General features: G+C 65.0%; 18 protein-coding genes. 13 read left to right on the top strand and 5 right to left on the bottom strand.

The annotated features are described in order from the left end of the window. The first annotated feature begins 44 nt into the window (after positions 1-44). Positions 45-467 (top strand): DUF2155 domain-containing protein, encoded by a 423-nt coding sequence (locus tag CWS72_RS09840; RefSeq protein ID WP_101250410.1) that lies wholly within the window; start codon positions 45-47, stop codon positions 465-467. Here CWS72_RS09840 and aat read toward each other — a convergent pair. Further along, on the bottom strand, positions 398-1,054 hold the full coding sequence (gene aat, locus CWS72_RS09835; RefSeq protein WP_101250409.1) for a leucyl/phenylalanyl-tRNA--protein transferase: 657 nt from the start codon (positions 1,052-1,054) through the stop codon (positions 398-400). The genes CWS72_RS09840 and aat overlap by 70 nt on opposite strands. Positions 1,055-1,279: 225 nt before the next feature. Between aat and CWS72_RS09830 the strand changes: the two genes are divergently transcribed. The 3 genes from CWS72_RS09830 (at position 1,280) to CWS72_RS09820 (ending at position 3,053) form a co-directional block, all read left to right on the top strand. Further along, the gene (locus CWS72_RS09830) at positions 1,280-1,999 is read left to right on the top strand and encodes a hypothetical protein (protein ID WP_101250408.1); all 720 of its coding nucleotides are present in this window, start codon (positions 1,280-1,282) and stop codon (positions 1,997-1,999) included. Positions 2,000-2,114: 115 nt separating this feature from the next. Next, positions 2,115-2,558 carry an acyl-CoA thioesterase gene (locus CWS72_RS09825; RefSeq protein ID WP_101250407.1) on the top strand — a complete coding sequence of 148 codons (444 nt, stop codon included), beginning with the start codon at positions 2,115-2,117 and terminating at the stop codon, positions 2,556-2,558. Positions 2,559-2,576: 18 nt separating this feature from the next. After that, complete coding sequence (locus CWS72_RS09820; RefSeq protein WP_101250406.1) at positions 2,577-3,053, top strand: MaoC family dehydratase; 477 nt, start codon at positions 2,577-2,579, stop codon at positions 3,051-3,053. 38 nt (positions 3,054-3,091) lie between these two features. Here CWS72_RS09820 and CWS72_RS09815 read toward each other — a convergent pair whose 3' ends face one another. The 4 genes from CWS72_RS09815 to CWS72_RS09800 form a co-directional block, all read right to left on the bottom strand. Then, complete coding sequence (locus CWS72_RS09815) at positions 3,092-4,288, bottom strand: NnrS family protein (protein ID WP_101250405.1); 1,197 nt, start codon at positions 4,286-4,288, stop codon at positions 3,092-3,094. A 10-nt stretch (positions 4,289-4,298) separates the two neighbouring features. Beyond that, complete coding sequence (locus tag CWS72_RS09810; protein WP_101250404.1) at positions 4,299-4,496, bottom strand: DUF6306 domain-containing protein; 198 nt, start codon at positions 4,494-4,496, stop codon at positions 4,299-4,301. Between the two features lie 167 nt (positions 4,497-4,663). Beyond that, positions 4,664-5,551, bottom strand: a complete 888-nt coding sequence (locus CWS72_RS09805; RefSeq protein WP_199175615.1) for a hypothetical protein — start codon at positions 5,549-5,551, stop codon at positions 4,664-4,666. A gap of 115 nt (positions 5,552-5,666) precedes the next feature. Continuing rightward, complete coding sequence (locus CWS72_RS09800) at positions 5,667-7,871, bottom strand: PAS domain S-box protein (RefSeq protein ID WP_101250403.1); 2,205 nt, start codon at positions 7,869-7,871, stop codon at positions 5,667-5,669. A 115-nt stretch (positions 7,872-7,986) separates the two neighbouring features. Between CWS72_RS09800 and CWS72_RS09795 the strand changes: the two genes are divergently transcribed. The 9 genes from CWS72_RS09795 (at position 7,987) to CWS72_RS09755 (ending at position 15,803) form a co-directional block, all read left to right on the top strand. After that, a complete protein-coding gene (locus tag CWS72_RS09795; RefSeq protein WP_101250402.1) occupies positions 7,987-8,703 on the top strand; it encodes a response regulator in 717 nt (238 codons plus the stop codon). A 103-nt stretch (positions 8,704-8,806) separates the two neighbouring features. Further along, the gene (locus CWS72_RS09790; RefSeq protein WP_158240580.1) at positions 8,807-9,496 is read left to right on the top strand and encodes a Crp/Fnr family transcriptional regulator; all 690 of its coding nucleotides are present in this window, start codon (positions 8,807-8,809) and stop codon (positions 9,494-9,496) included. 147 nt (positions 9,497-9,643) lie between these two features. Next, positions 9,644-10,156 carry a cytochrome c nitrite reductase small subunit gene (nrfH, locus tag CWS72_RS09785; protein WP_338056172.1) on the top strand — a complete coding sequence of 171 codons (513 nt, stop codon included), beginning with the start codon at positions 9,644-9,646 and terminating at the stop codon, positions 10,154-10,156. Positions 10,157-10,176: 20 nt separating this feature from the next. Continuing rightward, positions 10,177-11,607, top strand: a complete 1,431-nt coding sequence (locus tag CWS72_RS09780) for an ammonia-forming cytochrome c nitrite reductase subunit c552 (protein ID WP_101250400.1) — start codon at positions 10,177-10,179, stop codon at positions 11,605-11,607. Positions 11,608-11,708: 101 nt separating this feature from the next. Beyond that, positions 11,709-11,990, top strand: a complete 282-nt coding sequence (locus CWS72_RS09775; RefSeq protein ID WP_158240579.1) for a chaperone NapD — start codon at positions 11,709-11,711, stop codon at positions 11,988-11,990. A 14-nt stretch (positions 11,991-12,004) separates the two neighbouring features. After that, entirely contained in the window at positions 12,005-14,488 is a 2,484-nt protein-coding gene (gene napA, locus CWS72_RS09770) for a nitrate reductase catalytic subunit NapA (RefSeq protein ID WP_101250433.1), read from the top strand. 34 nt (positions 14,489-14,522) lie between these two features. Continuing rightward, a complete protein-coding gene (locus tag CWS72_RS28770; protein WP_101250398.1) occupies positions 14,523-14,657 on the top strand; it encodes a 4Fe-4S binding protein in 135 nt (44 codons plus the stop codon). Continuing rightward, complete coding sequence (locus tag CWS72_RS09760; protein ID WP_199175614.1) at positions 14,654-15,097, top strand: nitrate reductase cytochrome c-type subunit; 444 nt, start codon at positions 14,654-14,656, stop codon at positions 15,095-15,097. The genes CWS72_RS28770 and CWS72_RS09760 overlap by 4 nt, the downstream gene beginning before the upstream one ends. A 16-nt stretch (positions 15,098-15,113) precedes the next feature. After that, positions 15,114-15,803: a NapC/NirT family cytochrome c gene (locus CWS72_RS09755; protein ID WP_101250431.1), complete on the top strand. Its 690-nt coding sequence runs from the start codon at positions 15,114-15,116 to the stop codon at positions 15,801-15,803. Positions 15,804-15,840: the final 37 nt, after the last annotated feature.

Below are 15,840 nucleotides of genomic sequence, written 5' to 3'. Positions count from 1 at the left end.
GCCCAGGCGAGCCCCGTGGCGGCGGCGGGCGAGGCGCGCGACAAGTGACGAATTCCTCCCTCAGAGCCTGGCTCGGCGTTCTCGCCGCCGCCACGGGGCTCGCCTGGGCGGCGCCGGCCGCGGCCACCGACCTCGCTTTCGACACGGCGATCCTGCAAGGGTTGGACAAGGTGACCGGACGGGTGGTCACCATCGACGCCCCGGTGGGCTCGCCCGTGCATTTCGGGACGCTGGAGATCATCGTGCGGAGCTGCCGCAAGCGTCCGCCCGAGGAACAGCCGGAATCGGCGGCCTTTCTCGATATCTGGGAAATCCGCAGCGGTCAGGCTGCGGCCAGCCTGTTCCGCGGCTGGATGTTCGCCTCCAGTCCGGCGCTCTCGGCGCTCGAACATCCGGTCTACGACATCTGGGTGCTGGACTGCGAGGACAGCAACGCCAAGACCTCGGAGCCCGGCAAATCTCCATGAAAAACCGCGCGGCGGTCGATGGCGTCGGCCAGCCGCCGCAGATAGTCCCGCCTGGGAATCTCGATGGCTCCGAAGCGCGCCAGATGCTCGGTGACGAATTGCGTGTCGAGCAGCGTATAGCCGCCATGTCTCAGCCGTGCCACCAGATGGGCCAGGGCGATCTTGCTGGCGTTGGTTTCCCGGCTGAACATGCTTTCCCCGAAAAAGGCGCCGCCCAGCGACAGGCCGTATAGGCCGCCGACCAGGGTATCTCCGCGCCAGGCTTCGACACTGTGGGCGAGACCGTAGCGGTGCAGTTCGCCGAACAGCCGGAATATTTCTTCGTTGATCCAGGTTTCCGGACGGTCCGGGGCTGTCTCGGCGCAAAGGCCGATCACCTCCTCGAAGGCGCTGTCGCAGCGCACGATCAGGTCGGTGTGCCGCAAGACCTTGCGCATGGAATGGGACAGATGAAAACCGTCGAGCGGCAGGATGCCGCGTTCCTCGGGATCGATCCAGAACAGGCGCGGATCATCGCGATGGCGGGCCATCGGGAAAACGCCCATGGAATAGGCGCGGACCAATTGATCTGCGGTCAAGGGGATCATCGATGAAGCGGTTCCGGACTCTCTGCAACGGCGGGAAGTCTAGATCAGTTCCGGGCGGGACGGAATTGCCCTGTCGGCGAACGGCCCGCCCAATCGGAAAAAGGCACGGGCCCCCTTGCCACCAGCATGCTTGAACCCGACATCCGACAAGGGTAGCTTCTGGCCCGTTGCTTCCCCCAACCCGAATTTTGAAGACGAAAGCCCTTGCCCTTTCATCGATATCTCATGGGATCGCGATACATTCCGGGACTGACGGCCCTGATCGTCGTCCTTTCGCTGGTTTCCGCCGCCGCCCTCGCCGCCGAACCCGCCAAGAAAAAGGCGGAGACGCCCGGCTATAACGATCCTTCCATCGGCGTGCTCGGCGCCCATCGCTCCACCACCGAAGGGGGAAAGCCGGTCAACCGCAATGCCGCGCCGCCCGCGCCGTCCGCCGCTCCGGCCGTGCCCAAGGTCGAGGCCGAGCAGCCGGTGGTTCCCGGTCCCGGCGGTGGCCCCGTGCCACTGGCGGCGGCGCCCCGGCCGGAAGCGCAGGTGGAAGGAGGGGCCGGCGCCACCGGCCAGTCGACCTCCTCGGCGCGAGCCCAGCCGCAGCAGGTCAATACCTTCCTGGCCAGTCATCCCTTCGTTAGCGGCCTGATCGCCGGGCTGATCGGTACCGATCTCGGTTCCGTCATCTACGGCGGTCCGATGATGGGCGACGAGTCCGCCGCCATGATCGGTTTTCTGTGCCGGGTGGCCCTGGTCGTCCTGCTGGCGGTACTGGGGGTGCGCGTGATCTGGGGCCTGATCGGCGGTTCTTCCCGGGGCGTTGACGATTACGCGCCGCAAGGTCCCCGCCGCGAGCCGTCCTTCCGTCGTTCCGATGACGAGGACGGCGTCCGCCGGGAACCCTCCCTGAGGGCCGAACGCCCCTCTTACGACGATCGCCGGCGGCGCCGCTGATTTTATCCGGCCCGCGGGGGGGGCCGACGGAACGGGGGCTTCCGTCCGGACGAGCCGCTTCCCATCTGCTATCGGCGGGCCGATGAGCCGGCGACAGCAGGAGTGCAGATAAGGAATGCCGATACCCGATCCTACCGACCGGCGCCTTTACCCCCTATGGTCGCGTGACGTTCTGCGCTACGGCGACACCGATCGCCAGGGACATGTCAACAACGCCGTCTTCGCCACCTTCTGCGAAAGCGGCCGAACCGCTTTCCTCTGCGATCCGGCGGCGCCTGTGGCGGCCGCCGGCAACAGTTTCGTCATCGCCCGCCTTGTTCTCGATTTCCGCGCGGAGATACTCTGGCCGGGCGAGGTCGATATTGGAACCGGGGTTCTTTCCCTCGGGCGCAGTTCCTTCACGCTCGGCCAGGGGCTTTACGTCGGGGAACGCTGTGTCGCCACCGCCCAGACGGTCATGGTGCTGATCGACGACGCCACCCGCCGGTCCACCCCCTTGCCCGAGGCTTTGCGAGCCGGCTTGGCGTTCCGGGCCGTTCCCGGTTTTCCCGTTCCTTGAAGCATAGGATGCGCCGATATGTCCTCCTCCGCTTTCCTCACGTCCGCCGATGACCGCTATTTCGAGGATTACGTCGTTGGGGACGTCCACCGTTTCGGCCGGATCGCCGTCGAGGAGGCCGAGGTCATCTCCTTCGCCCGGCAGTTCGATCCGCAACCCTTTCACATCGATCCGGATGCGGCCCGCGAAGGACCGTTCGGCGGTCTGATCGCCAGCGGCTGGCACACGGCCGGCCTGATGATGCGTTTGCTGACCGATCATTTCCTGTCCTCGGTGGCGAGCTACGGTTCGCCGGGGATCGATGAGCTGCGTTGGCTGCGGCCGGTGCGGCCGGGCGACGCGTTGTCCCTGCGGGTTACCATCCGCGAGGCCATCCCATCCCGTTCCAAACCGGATCGCGGCATGGTGCGCTGTTTCATCGAGGTGCTGGACCAGACCGGGGCGGTGGCCATGAGTCTGGTGGCGATGGTGCTGGTGGGCCGCCGGCCGGCGTGAGTTCCGTGGCACATCGGCGCCAGCGGCCCGGATGCCGGTTATCCCGGTTGGCCGTCGGTCCGTGGCGCAAGGCAGATCGGGGCGTAGGCCAGGACGTAAAGGGCAAAACCGGCGCTCCACAGCAGGCCGGACAGCGGAAGGGTTGTCTCGGGCGCCGCCAGGGCGCCGAAGGTCCGGACAATTCCGGCCAGGGCGATCAGGACATAGGCGGCGATGGTCGGCCGGGTGGGGGCCAGCGGGCGGCCGCTGTGGCCCAGGGCGGCGCGGCTCATCACGCCCAGGACCATCATGGCGATGCAGCCGACGGTCAGCCCGTGTAAGGCGGCTTGCGGCGGGATGTCGGCCGAGAAGCAGGACAATCCCAGCAGGACCAACCCCAGCGGCAGCCAGGCGAACCCCAGATGCAGGACCCAAAGCAGCGGGACCCCGAGCGTCCTTCCGCCGTGCCAGCCGGCCAGGCGGGCGGCGTTGAGGATTGCCGCGAGCAGGGCCAGGGCACCGGCCACGGCGCTGTCGGGACGGACGGTCCAGGCCACCCCCGTCAGGGCCAGGGCGCCGATGGCGGCCTTTTCAAGGATGGGGATGCTTTTCGGGGTGACGACGATGCCCCGCTGGCGCAGTCCGTTGGCGGTGAAACCCGGAATGATTCGGCCGCCGATGATGGCGATCATCAGCAACAGGATGAAGATACCGAGCAGCAGGCCGTTGCGTCCCCAGCTTCCCCATCCCAGCATCTCGGCCAGGACCAGCGCCTCGGCCACCGTCAGTGCCCCGAGGATCGGCAGGAAGATCAGATTGCGGGGCTTTCCGGCGGCGAGCAGCGGCCTGGCCAGGAAAAAGGCCAGGACGGGCGGGAACAGGATGGCCGGAACCGCCGCGATGATCGGCGGCAGCGCGCCGCCCAGATCGAAGGCGACGCGGCCGGCCAGCCACAGTCCGGCCAGCGCCATCAGGGCCCGTCCGCGCACCGGCGGGGCGCCGGTCCAGTTGGGCGCCGCGGTCAGCAGGAAGCCGGCCACCGCCGCCATGGCGAAGCCGAACAGCATCTCATGGGCGTGCCAGAGCACGGGCGGATAGGACAGGGCCAGATCATGGCCGCCCAGCCAGATGACCAGCCAGGCCGGCACCATCAGGACGGCTTCGATTCCGGCGGCCAGGAAGAAGGGGCGGAACCCGGCGCGGAAGAGGACGGGCGTGTCGTCGGGTGCGGCCGGTGCGTCGAGAGAAATCAGCATGGTGTGCCTTTCAAATATCCGGCGTGATTTGCCGCGACAAGCCGGCGCAATAGCGCGCCTCGTCGCCGAACAGACGGGGCAGGGCTCCGGCCACGATCTCCGGCGGCGTCATCCGTTCGAACTGCCGCAAGGCCTTGGCGCCGGCCCGTTCGCATTCCAGCATCAGGTCGAGGAAAGCGATGACGTCGGACGTCTTTTCGAAACCCATGGGACTCTCCGCTGACAGGGGTCGCAAATCCGGGACACGGCTTCGCTGGCCCCGGTTGGCATATAAAAGCGCTTTGGTAAGGTATTCGGCCTTGAGTTTGGTCAAGACTCGCGGCAAGGCTCATTGCATTGTCCGAACAGTGCCACCGAAGGAGCGGCTTCCAACCACTATTCCTTGGCGGTGAGGCGCTGGAACTGCCGTTTCAGCACGTCGGCCTGGGCCAGATAGGCGGCGGCGCTGTGATCGCCGCATTGTTCGTCGGGCGCCAGTTGGAATCCCCGGCGCGCATAGGCCCGGGCCGGTCCGGCACCGCAAAGGTGGATGAGGGCGGCCAGATCCTGCTTCTGCTGAATGGTCGGCGCAGGGCCGCCATGGTTATGCAGGATGGCGGCGACACCGCGGTCCAGGTGGGCCGAGGTCATCTGGATCGCATGGGCCGGCACGACGCGGGTGTAGAGGCCGTTGAACCAGCAGCCGCGCCAATCGTTCCACGCGCCGGCCTCGACCACGGTGTGGTGGCGGATGCAGTAGCGTCGGGCTTCGGCGAAGGTGGGATCGGTCATCTGATACATGCCGACCGAACTGGAGGCCGGCCGGTAGATGGAGAAGAGGTCGGTGGTCAGGCGCCAGCGCCAGTAGGTATGGGCCACCGGATTGCCGGCCCCCTCCATCTGGGCCAACGCCGCCAGCAGTTCCGCGGAAATGGTGTCGGTGGCGTATTCGCGAAAGAGCGGTCCATATTCCCGCCAGGTCTCGGACGGCATCTTGTTGAGCACGCCGCTCACCGGAAAGAACATCTCGGCCGGTTTGCGCACGACCTGATAGACGAGATTGGTCGCGGCGAAGATCGCCAAGGCCGTCGTCACCACGATGACGGTGCGGATGGCCGGCGGTACGGCAAGCCAAAGCCGCCAGATCCGTCCGGCGCGCTCCCGCCAGCCCTTGATGCGGCCGCGGAAGGTGACGGGGGGGGAGCGGCGGCGCGTCGCGCTCCGCTTGCGGCGAACCGGTTTCTTGCGGCGAGATTGCTGTTTGGGGGGGCGTGAAGTCGGCATGGTGAATGCGCCATTATGCCTATCCGCCCGCCTCCACGCCAGAAGGCCGTACGGACGGAGAGGGGGGCTTAATTTTTGGTCCCTCAGGCGCCGGGCGGCGGACATCCGCTCCCGCTCAGCCGTCGAGCAGCGTGCGGACCCGGACCGCCAGTTCCCGACGGCGATAGGGTTTGGCGATCAGCGAGGCGCCGGGTACCTGGGCTTCGATCTCGGCGACCGTCCGTCCGGCGAAGCCGCTGGACAGCAGGATTTTCAGATCCGGCCTGAGGACGAGGGCGCGGCGGGCCAGTTCGACGCCATCCATCTCGCCCGGCATGATGATGTCGGAAAGCAGCAGGGCGATGGCCGGTTCCCGTTCGAGCAGGCCGAGCGCCGAGACGGCGTCCCTGGCCGACAGGCACCGGTAACCCAGACCTTCCAATTGGGTACAGAGCAGGGTCAGCAGGTCGGCCTCGTCATCGACCACCAGCAAGACCTCGCTGCCGCCGGCCGGGGCGGGGGATTCTCCCGTCATCGCCGGGGCGGAAACGGCGGCCGGCAGCAGGATGCGGAAGGTCGTTCCCTGACCGGGCTGCGAATAGATCGAAATCTTGCCCCCCGATCGTTTGACGAAGGCGTAGACGGTGACCAGCCCCAGCCCGGTGCCCTTGCCGGGCGGCTTGCTGGTGAAAAAGGGTTCGAAGATCTTCTTCTGTAGATCGAAGGGGATGCCGACGCCGGTATCGGTGACGCTGATCATCACGCAGGGCGCCTCGGTCATGTCCTCGGGCGGTAGATTGGCGGTCTCGATGGCAAGGGTACCGCCGTCGGGCATGGCGTCGCGGGCGTTCAGCGCCATGTTCAGCAAGGCATCCTCGAATTCGCCGGGGTCGATCAGCACCGGCATCAGGTCTTCGGCCAGCGACCAGCGGACCGTCATCCGCTCGGTCTGCACCCGGTCGAGCAGGTCGCCGCAGGATAGAATCTGCGCGTTGAGATCGATCCGCTGCGGCTGGCTGGCGCGTTCGCCGGAAAAGGAAAGAAGCTTGCGGGTGAGATCGGCGCCACGGGCGGCGGCGTGCAAGGCCACCTCGACGCGTTTCGACAGCCTGGGCTCGTCCTTCAGATGGTCTTCGAGCAATTCCAGATTGCCAGCGATGATGCCCAACAGATTGTTGAAATCGTGGGCGATGCCGCCCGACAATTGACCGACCACCTCCATCTTTTGCGCCCGGCGGACCGATTCCTCCAGGGCCTTTCGCCGGGTGATGTCGCGGATGACGGCGGTGAAGAAGCGCCGTCCCTCGATCTGCCATTCGCCGAGCGCCAGCTCCACGGGGAAGATGCTGCCGTCGCGTCGTTGTCCCTCGACCTCCAGCCCCTCGCCGCCGATGACCCGCGGGGCGCCGCCATCGAGATAGCGGCGCAGGATGCCGTGCTGGCGTTGGCGATAGGGTTCGGGCATCAGGATCGAGATCTCGCGGCCCAGGGCCTCGGCGCGCGGCCAGCCGAACATGCGTTCGGCCGAAGGGCTGAAGGTCTGGATGACGCCGCTTTCGTCGATGGTGACGATGGCGTCGGCGATGGTGTCGATCAGGGACTGGGTTTTGCGCTGGTCGCCGATCGCCTGCTGTTCGGCCGCCGTCCGTCTGGCCGTCTCCTCGTCGAGCGAGACCTTCACGCGGCGGATCATCGGCCGGAAGATGAAGATCGCCTCCAGCACCAGGACCAGCAGCGTCACCAGCCATACCGCCAGTTCCATGCGTTCCAGCGCGCGCACCCGGTGCTCGATTTCAGCCTGATAGCGGCCGACCACCTCGTCCAGCCCGGCCAGCACCGCGGCCGAGCGGGTCTGTATCCGCCGATAGGCCTGGTTTTGCTTGTCGAAATGCCCCTCCAGGGTGGCCAGCGTCCGTCCGTCGGCGAGGAATTCGGTCACCTGGCGGGAAACCTCGGCCGGCTTTTCGGCATACATCTCTCCGATGGCGGCGGCGAGGTCGGGCGAGATGTTGAGCGACGCGTCGCCTTCGGTCAGCGCCCGATGCGAGCGTTCCATCTGGTCGAGCGCGGCGACCAGTTCGCCCAGCCAGTAGCCGCGCGCCGTCTCGTCCCCGGCTTCCGCCGCCTGCGAGGCGGCCAGGGTGATGCGCTGGCTCAGCATGCGCTGACGGCCCGAGAGATTGACCACGGCGGCCTCGTTCTCGTGGCGCAGGATGACCTTGTGCAGGAACAGAAAGGCGGTGGTCGCCAGCGAGCCGACCAGCGTCAGGGCCAGGGCATAGCGCAGGGTGAGTGAGCGGAGCAGGGACGGGGCATCGGTCATGGCGACGGGGTCCGGCATCGGCGGATCCGCCAATCAAGGGGGCGGCGAAGGAAATGTCAAACCGATTCAAACGGATTGCGCTATGAACTAGATTGTTGTTCTTTTTTGAGGGCGGAAGGCGGTCGATCCCGGCATGGCTCAGGAAAAATCCAGAATTCTGATCGTCGAGGACGACAAGGATCTGCGGGAAACCGTCGCTTTCTATCTGGAGGAGCAGGGCTTCGACGTCATCGAGGCATCCGACGGAAGCGAGATGCAGGCCCGTCTGGACGAGAGTGTCAGCCTGGTGCTGCTGGACGTCAATCTGCCGGGCGAGGACGGTTTCACGCTGGCCCGCGAGCTGCGTGGACGCTCCTCCGTCGGCATCATCATGATCACCGGACGTTCCGATCTGATCGATCGTGTGGTCGGCCTGGAGGTCGGGGCGGATGACTACATCGCCAAGCCCTTTCCCTTGCGGGAATTGCTGGCCCGCATCAAGGCGCTGCTTCGGCGGTTGCATCCGGCGCCCGTGGCGCCCGCCTCCGACGCCCCGGCGCCCGTCCGCTTCGACGGCTGGGTTCTCAACCCGCAGCGCCAGGAACTGACCGCGCCCGATGGGGCCTCGGTCGGCCTGACGACCATGGAATACGCCATTCTTTTCCGCCTGGCCTCGCCGCCCGGCCAGACGGTCAGCCGTCAGGATCTTTATGAGGCGTTGAAAGGCCGCGACTGGTCGCCGCTGGAGCGCAGCATCGATGTGCATGTCGGCAATCTGCGCCGCAAGCTGGAAGCGGATGGCCTGTATCCCAGGTTGATCAAGTCGGTGCATGGTGTCGGCTATCGACTGGCCGTCGGCGCTGCCGCCTGACGCGTCGCCCGAACTTCCCCGGACCTTACATTTCTTTACTTTTCTTGGCTGGTTGACCTGGCGGCAAGGGGTGATCCTTGGCGGAAAGTCGGGGAAACCACGCATGAACGCTTCCACGAGTCAGCTCTGTCCTCATGCCGCTTGCGGGCCCTGTCCCTTGCGCGGGGCGGGCGGAACTCGCGGATCGCGGGAGTGCCACGCGGCCTGGGGCGGCCAGATCGTGCCCCGGGGTGCTTATCTGTTTTCCCAGGGCGAGGATGCCCGCGCCGTCTATTCGGTGCTGAAGGGCGCCATCGCTCTCGAATATATCGACGGATCGGGTGGCATCGCCATCCTGCGCCTGGTTCGCGGCGGCGGACTTCTGGGATGCGCCGACCTGTTCGATGGGCACGAGTACCGGAGTTCGGCCCGCGCCGTCGAAGACACCATGCTGTGTTCCCTGCCCGAGGCCGGCCTGGTCAAGGCTATGGACACCGACGGTGCCTTCGCCCTGCGACTGGTGCGCGCCGCCGCCGTCGAAAGCCACGCCTTCGTCGATTTCGCCCAGCGGATGACCAGCCTGCCGGTGGAGGCTCGCGTGCTGTCGTTGATCGAGGAGTTGTCCTCGGGGCGGCGTAATTTCGTTCTGCCGGTGTCGAAGAAGGATCTGGCCTTCATGGCGGGCACGGGGCCCGAGGTGCTGTCGCGGACCCTGGTGAAGCTGCAAAGGGCCGGTTCCATCTGGATGGACGGCAACACGGTGACCATCGCCGACCCCGCCCTCGACGGCAGCGCGAGCCGCCTCGCCTCCTGAACGGGGCGGCTTATCTGGATCGACTTGACCAATGTCAAGTAAGCCATACGCGGAATATGGATAATCAGTGAATTCAAAGGGCCTGCGGGGGCAGGACTGAATTCATGTCTCGTCTCCCAAGGTGCGAAATAAAATTTATTCGTGGCGATGGTGAAGGCGATCATGACACTCAGAATTCGCGCGGCGTCTTTTCTTGCCTTGATCGTGGGATCGATGCTGGGTCTCGGCGCATATACATTCGTTTATGCGCGCGGATATTCCTATATGACCAGCGATCCTACCGCCTGCGCCAACTGTCACGTGATGCAGGACTATTATTCCGGCTGGATGAAAAGTCCCCATCACGCGGCGGCGACCTGCAACGACTGCCACACGCCGCACAATCTGGTCGGAAAATATGCTGTCAAGGCGCTGAACGGCTTCTCGCACAGCCTGGCTTTCACCCTTGGCCGCATCCCCGACAACATCGTCATCAAAAGCCATAGCGAAAAGATCGCCGAGGGGGCCTGCCGTTCCTGTCACGGGACGCTGACCGAAGCGATCGACGGACACGGCGGCGGGGACATCTCCTGTCTGCGCTGTCATGCCGACGTCGGACATGCGCCCGCCTCGCTGGTTCCCGGCACTCCGTTCGCCTTGACGTCTCCCGAATCGAAATAACTGCCTCAAGGATTCCAAGAATGGCCTCTCAACCATCGTCCAAGCGTCGGCTGCTGGCCGCCATCGCCGTTTCGGCGGCTCTGGCCACCGTCGGCGTCGCCGCTTTGCTGGTTTCCATCTTCGAACACAAGCAGGAGGCGAAAAGCCCCTTCTTCCAGGTGGTCGAACTGAACGACACCATCGACGACCCGGCGGTGTGGGGAAAGAATTTTCCCCTGCAGTACGACCGCTATAAGAAGACCACCGACATGGAGCGGACGCGTTATGGCGGCAGCGAGGGCGTGCCCCATTCGCCGACCGAGGCCGATCCCCGCACCATCGTGTCGCGGTCCAAGCTGGAACTGGACCCGCGCCTGAAGACCATGTGGGCCGGTTACGCCTTCGCCGCCGATTACCGCGAGAAGCGCGGCCATGCCTTCATGCTGGAGGATCAGGTCTACACCGAGCGGCAGCGCGTCGCCAAGCAGCCGGGAACCTGTCTCAACTGCCATGCCTCGCTCTATTCGACCTATATGCGGCTGGGCGAGGGGGACCTCACCAAGGGCTTCGAGGCGATCAACCACATGTCCTACGCCGACGCCCGCAAGCAGGTCTCCCATCCGATCGCCTGCGTCGACTGCCATGAAGCGAAGACCATGGCGCTGCGCATCAGCCGTCCGGCCTTCATCGAGGGGATTCGCGCGCTCAAGGCCTCGCAGGGGGTCAAGGACTACGACGTGAATCGCGATGCCGGACGCCAGGAGATGCGCTCCTACGTCTGCGCGCAGTGCCACGTCACCTATTATTTCCGGGGCACCGAAAAGCGTCTGACCTTCCCATGGCCGAAGGGACTGAAACTCGACCAGATCGTCGCCGCCGAAAACGAGGATAAGGTGGCCGAATGGAATCACAAGGAGACCGGCGCTTCGATGATGAAGGCCCGGCATCCGGAATTCGAAACCTGGAGCCAGGGGATCCACGCCCGGTCCGGCGTCGCCTGCGCCGACTGCCATATGCCCTACGTCCGCGAAGGGGCGATGAAGATTTCCGACCATAACGTCCGTTCGCCGCTGCTCAACGTCAACGCGTCCTGCCAGACCTGCCATCGTTGGCCGGAACAGGAGTTGAAGAGCCGCGTCGAGGAAATCCAGACGAGGTTCGTCGAGACGCGCAACGTCGCCATGAACGCCCTGGTGGACCTGATCGGCGACATCAAGGCGGCCAGGGAGGCCGGCGCCACCGACGACGAACTGGCTCCGGCCCGCAAACTGCAGCGTGACGGCCAGTTCATGATCGACTTCCTGGTTTCGGAAAACTCCATGGGTTTCCACGCCGACCAGTACACGATCAAGTCCTTCGCCGAGGCGATCAACCTCTGCCGCGAGGGGCAGCTGGCGCTGCGCCGCGACGTGAAGGCGCGCAACGTCAATTTCGCGCCCAATCCGTCGGGAACTCCGAGCGTCGTCCAGTAGGGGGACTCCCCGGCTTTCCGTCACCCCGGGTCGAGCCCCGGCGGTGACGGAAGGCGACGTCCCGGGAAACGGAACTTTTGTCGCCAAAAGGACCAACATCCGTGCGTATCGGTAAATTCGTCGAAGAGGAACACCGCCGCTGGCGGGACGAGGGCGCAAACCTTTGCGGCGTTCTTGTTCTCGCCGATCCGGACCGGGCGCAAGGCGTCGGCGCGGCGCTGGCCGCCATGCCCGGCATCGAGGTGCACCGGATCGAGGATGATGGCCGCCTGATCGTCACCATCGAGGATACCGACGAGGAATGGGCCGGGCAGATCCTGACCCGCCTGCCTACCGTCGAGGGCGTGCTCGCCACCTCTCTCGTCTACCACCATTGCGAATGAAGGAGCTTCAAGAGATGAGCCTCACCCGGCGTGACTTCATCAAGGCCAATGCCGTTGCCGCCACCGCCGCCGCCGCCGGGATCAGCCTGCCGGCGATGGCGCGGGCGGCCTCGCCGAACGACGTCCGCTGGGACAAGGCGGTCTGCCGCTTCTGCGGGACCGGGTGCGGCGTCCTGGTCGGCGTCAAGGATGGACGGGTGGTTGCCACGCAGGGAGATCCCGACGCCCCGGTCAATCGCGGCCTCAATTGCATCAAGGGCTATTTCCTCTCCAAGATCATGTATGGCGAGGACCGCCTGACCCGTCCGTTGCTGCGCAAGAAGAACGGGGTTTATGCCAAGGACGGGGAGTTCACGCCCGTTTCCTGGGACGAGGCCCTCGACGTCATGGCCGCCAAGTGGAAGGAAACCCTGAAAGCCAAGGGGCCATCCTCGGTCGGCATGTTCGGTTCCGGCCAATGGACCATCTGGGAGGGTTATGCCGCCGTCAAGCTGATGAAGGCCGGCTTCCGCACCAACAATATCGATCCCAATGCCCGCCACTGCATGGCCTCGGCGGTGGCCGGTTTCATGCGGACCTTCGGCATCGACGAGCCGATGGGGTGCTACGACGACCTCGAACACGCCGACGCCTTCGTGCTGTGGGGCGCCAATATGGCGGAGATGCATCCGATTCTGTGGGCGCGACTGACCGATCGGCGGCTGACCGGCAACGGCGTCAAGGTGGCCGTCCTGTCGACCCTGGAAAACCGCAGCTTCGAAATGGCCGACCTGCCGATCGTCTTCAAGCCGCAGACCGATCTCGCCATCCTCAACTATATCGCCAACACCATCATCAGGACGGGGGCGGTGAACGAGGCGTTCGTCTCGAAAAACATCAATTTCAAGCGCGGCGTCACCGACATCGGCTATGGCCTGCGCCCCGACCATCCGAAGGAAAAGGCGGCGAAGAACGCGGCCACCCCGGATGCCGCCTCGCCGATGAGTTTCGAGGAATACAAGCAGTTCGTCGCCGATTACACGGCCGAGAAGGTGTCCGCCCTGTCCGGGGTGCCGGTCGCGCAACTGGAGGCGCTTGCCCAGCTTTACGCCGATCCCAAGCGCAAGGTGGTCAGCTACTGGACCATGGGGTTCAACCAGCACAGCCGCGGCACCTGGGTCAATAACCTGGTCTATAATCTGCATCTGCTGACCGGAAAGATTTCGGAGCCGGGCAACGGGCCATTCTCTCTGACCGGGCAGCCATCCGCCTGTGGCACGGCACGCGAGGTGGGAACCTTTTCGCACCGTCTGCCGGCCGATCTGATGGTGGCCAATCCGGCGCATCGCAAGCATGCCGAGGAGATTTGGAGGCTGCCCGAGGGCACCATTCCCGACAAGCCGGGTTTTCATGCGGTCCAGCAGAACCGCATGCTGAAGGACGGCAAGCTGAACTGCTATTGGGTGCAATGCACCAACAACATGCAGGCGGCGGCCAACCTCAACGAGGAAACTTTTCCAGGCTACCGCAATCCCGCAAATTTCATCGTCGTTTCCGATCCCTATCCGACGGTGACGGCGCTGTCGGCCGACCTGATCCTGCCCACCGCCATGTGGGCGGAAAAGGAAGGCGCCTACGGCAATGCCGAACGGCGTACGCAATTCTGGCGCCAGCAGGTCAAGGCACCGGGTGAGGCCCGCTCGGACCTATGGCAGCTCATCGAGTTCTCCAAGCGCTTCAAGGTCGAGGAGGTTTGGCCGGCGGACCTGGTGGACAAGCGGCCGGAGCTCAAGGGCAAGACCCTGTTCGACGTTCTTTTCAGGAACGGCCAGGTGGACCGGTTTCCGCTGTCCGACATCGCCGCCGGCTTCGATAACGATGAATCGGCGGCCAACGGCTTTTACGTGCAGAAGGGATTGTTCGAGGAATATGCCGGTTTCGGTCGTGGTCACGGCCACGATCTGGCGGCCTTCGACATGTATCACAAGGCCCGCGGCCTGCGCTGGCCGGTGATCGATCAGAAGGAAACCCAGTGGCGTTTCCGCGAGGGTTTCGACCCTTATGTGAAACCCGGCGAGGGGGTGAAGTTCTACGGCAACGCGGACGGCAAGGCCAATATCTGGGCGCTGCCCTACGAGCCGGCGGCCGAGGAGCCGGACAAGGACTACGACCTCTGGCTGGTGACCGGGCGCGTGCTGGAACACTGGCATTCGGGGTCGATGACGAGACGGGTGCCCGAGTTGCATCGCGCGTTCCCCAACGGTTTGGTGTTCATGCATCCCAACGATGCCCAGAAGCGGGGTCTGCGACGCGGCCAGGAGGTCAAGGTGGCCTCCCGCCGGGGCTTCGTTTCCACCCGTGTCGAGACCGCCGGGCGCAACAAGCCGCCGGAGGGCGTGGTGTTCATGCCCTGGTTCGACGAAAGCCAACTGGTCAACAAGCTGACCCTTGACGCCACCTGTCCTATTTCCAAGGAGACCGATTACAAGAAATGCGCGGTCAAGGTGGAAAGGGCCTGATGGACCGGCACCTTTGAAAGGCGCCTCGACGGGCATGGTTCCGTCCGTGGTTGCGACCGCCTGCACGCGGTGTGGCCGCTGCATCGATGTCTGTCCCAATCAAGTCTTTGCCTTCGGCCTTAAGTGCCGAAGGGCCGACACATCCCGCGAAAAGGAGTGCGCGCTGTGAACATCAAGATCCTGGCCTGTCTGATTGCCGGTGCGCTGGCTTGCGGGGCGGCGGCCGTTCCCCCGGCCGTCGCCGAACAGATCCAATCCTTGCGTGGTGGTGCCTCGGTGGACGAGCCCGATCAGGCGCCGCCGGTCTATCCCATCAAGGAAGGCCGGAATTTCGAGCGCTCGTTTCGCGACCAGCCGCCGCTCATTCCGCATCGCATCGACAAATACGAGATCGATCTCAAGGTCAATCAATGTCTGCGCTGCCACGATTGGCCGAACAACACGCAGGAACATGCGCCGCTGATCAGCGTGGCGCATTTCCTGGACCGCGACGGCAAGAAGCTCGACCGGGTGGCCCCGCAACGCTGGGTCTGCACGAGCTGCCACGTGACCCAGGCCGACGCCAAGGCCTTGGTGCCCAACCGCTTCCGCTCCGAGATGGACCGGTGAAGAGGAGCGCATGGCGATGAGCGAGGCCGACACGCAAGTCCTGGCCGGGGCGTCCGGAAAATGGACGATCAGGCGATTGATCGGGTGGGGCTGGCGGGTCGCCAGCCGTCCCGCGGCCCGGTTTTCCCTGGGGATGCTGCTGCTGGTCGGCTTCGTCACCGGAGTTTTCTTCTGGGGAGCGTTCAACTGGGGCATGGAGATGACGAGCACCGAGATGTTCTGCCGTGGCTGTCACGAGATGGATCAGAACGTCTATCGTGAATATCGGATGTCGGTGCATGACCAGAATCCATCGGGCGTCCGGGCGAGTTGTCCCGACTGCCACGTGCCACATGACTGGCCGCACAAGATGAAGCGCAAAATCCAGGCTTCCAGCGAAGTGTTCCACCACCTGACTGGCGAGATCGACACGCGCGAGAAATTCGAGGCCAAGCGTCTCGATCTGGCCCGCAATGTATGGGCGGCGATGAAGGCGACGGATTCGCGGGAATGCCGCAACTGCCACAACTTCGATTCCATGGATCTGTCCCGCCAGAACGACCGGGCGCGGGAGGACCATAGCCGGGCCGAGAAGGAGGGGCTGACCTGCATCGACTGCCACAAGGGCATCGCCCATCACCTGCCGGCCGGCGCCTTCGAGGCCGAACGCGAACTGAACGAAACCTGGAATTCGATAGAGCGGAAGGAAGGGGCCGGCCCAAAATGACCGTGTCATAAGCGGCGTTCGAGCCCGCCGAAGGCGG

Origin of the sequence: Telmatospirillum siberiense, assembly GCF_002845745.1 — a bacterium.
GTDB classification, from domain to species: Bacteria; Pseudomonadota; Alphaproteobacteria; order Rhodospirillales; family Magnetospirillaceae; genus Telmatospirillum; species Telmatospirillum siberiense.
Note: the sequence above shows the minus strand (reverse complement) of the source record. Positions and strands in the feature narration are given on the sequence as shown.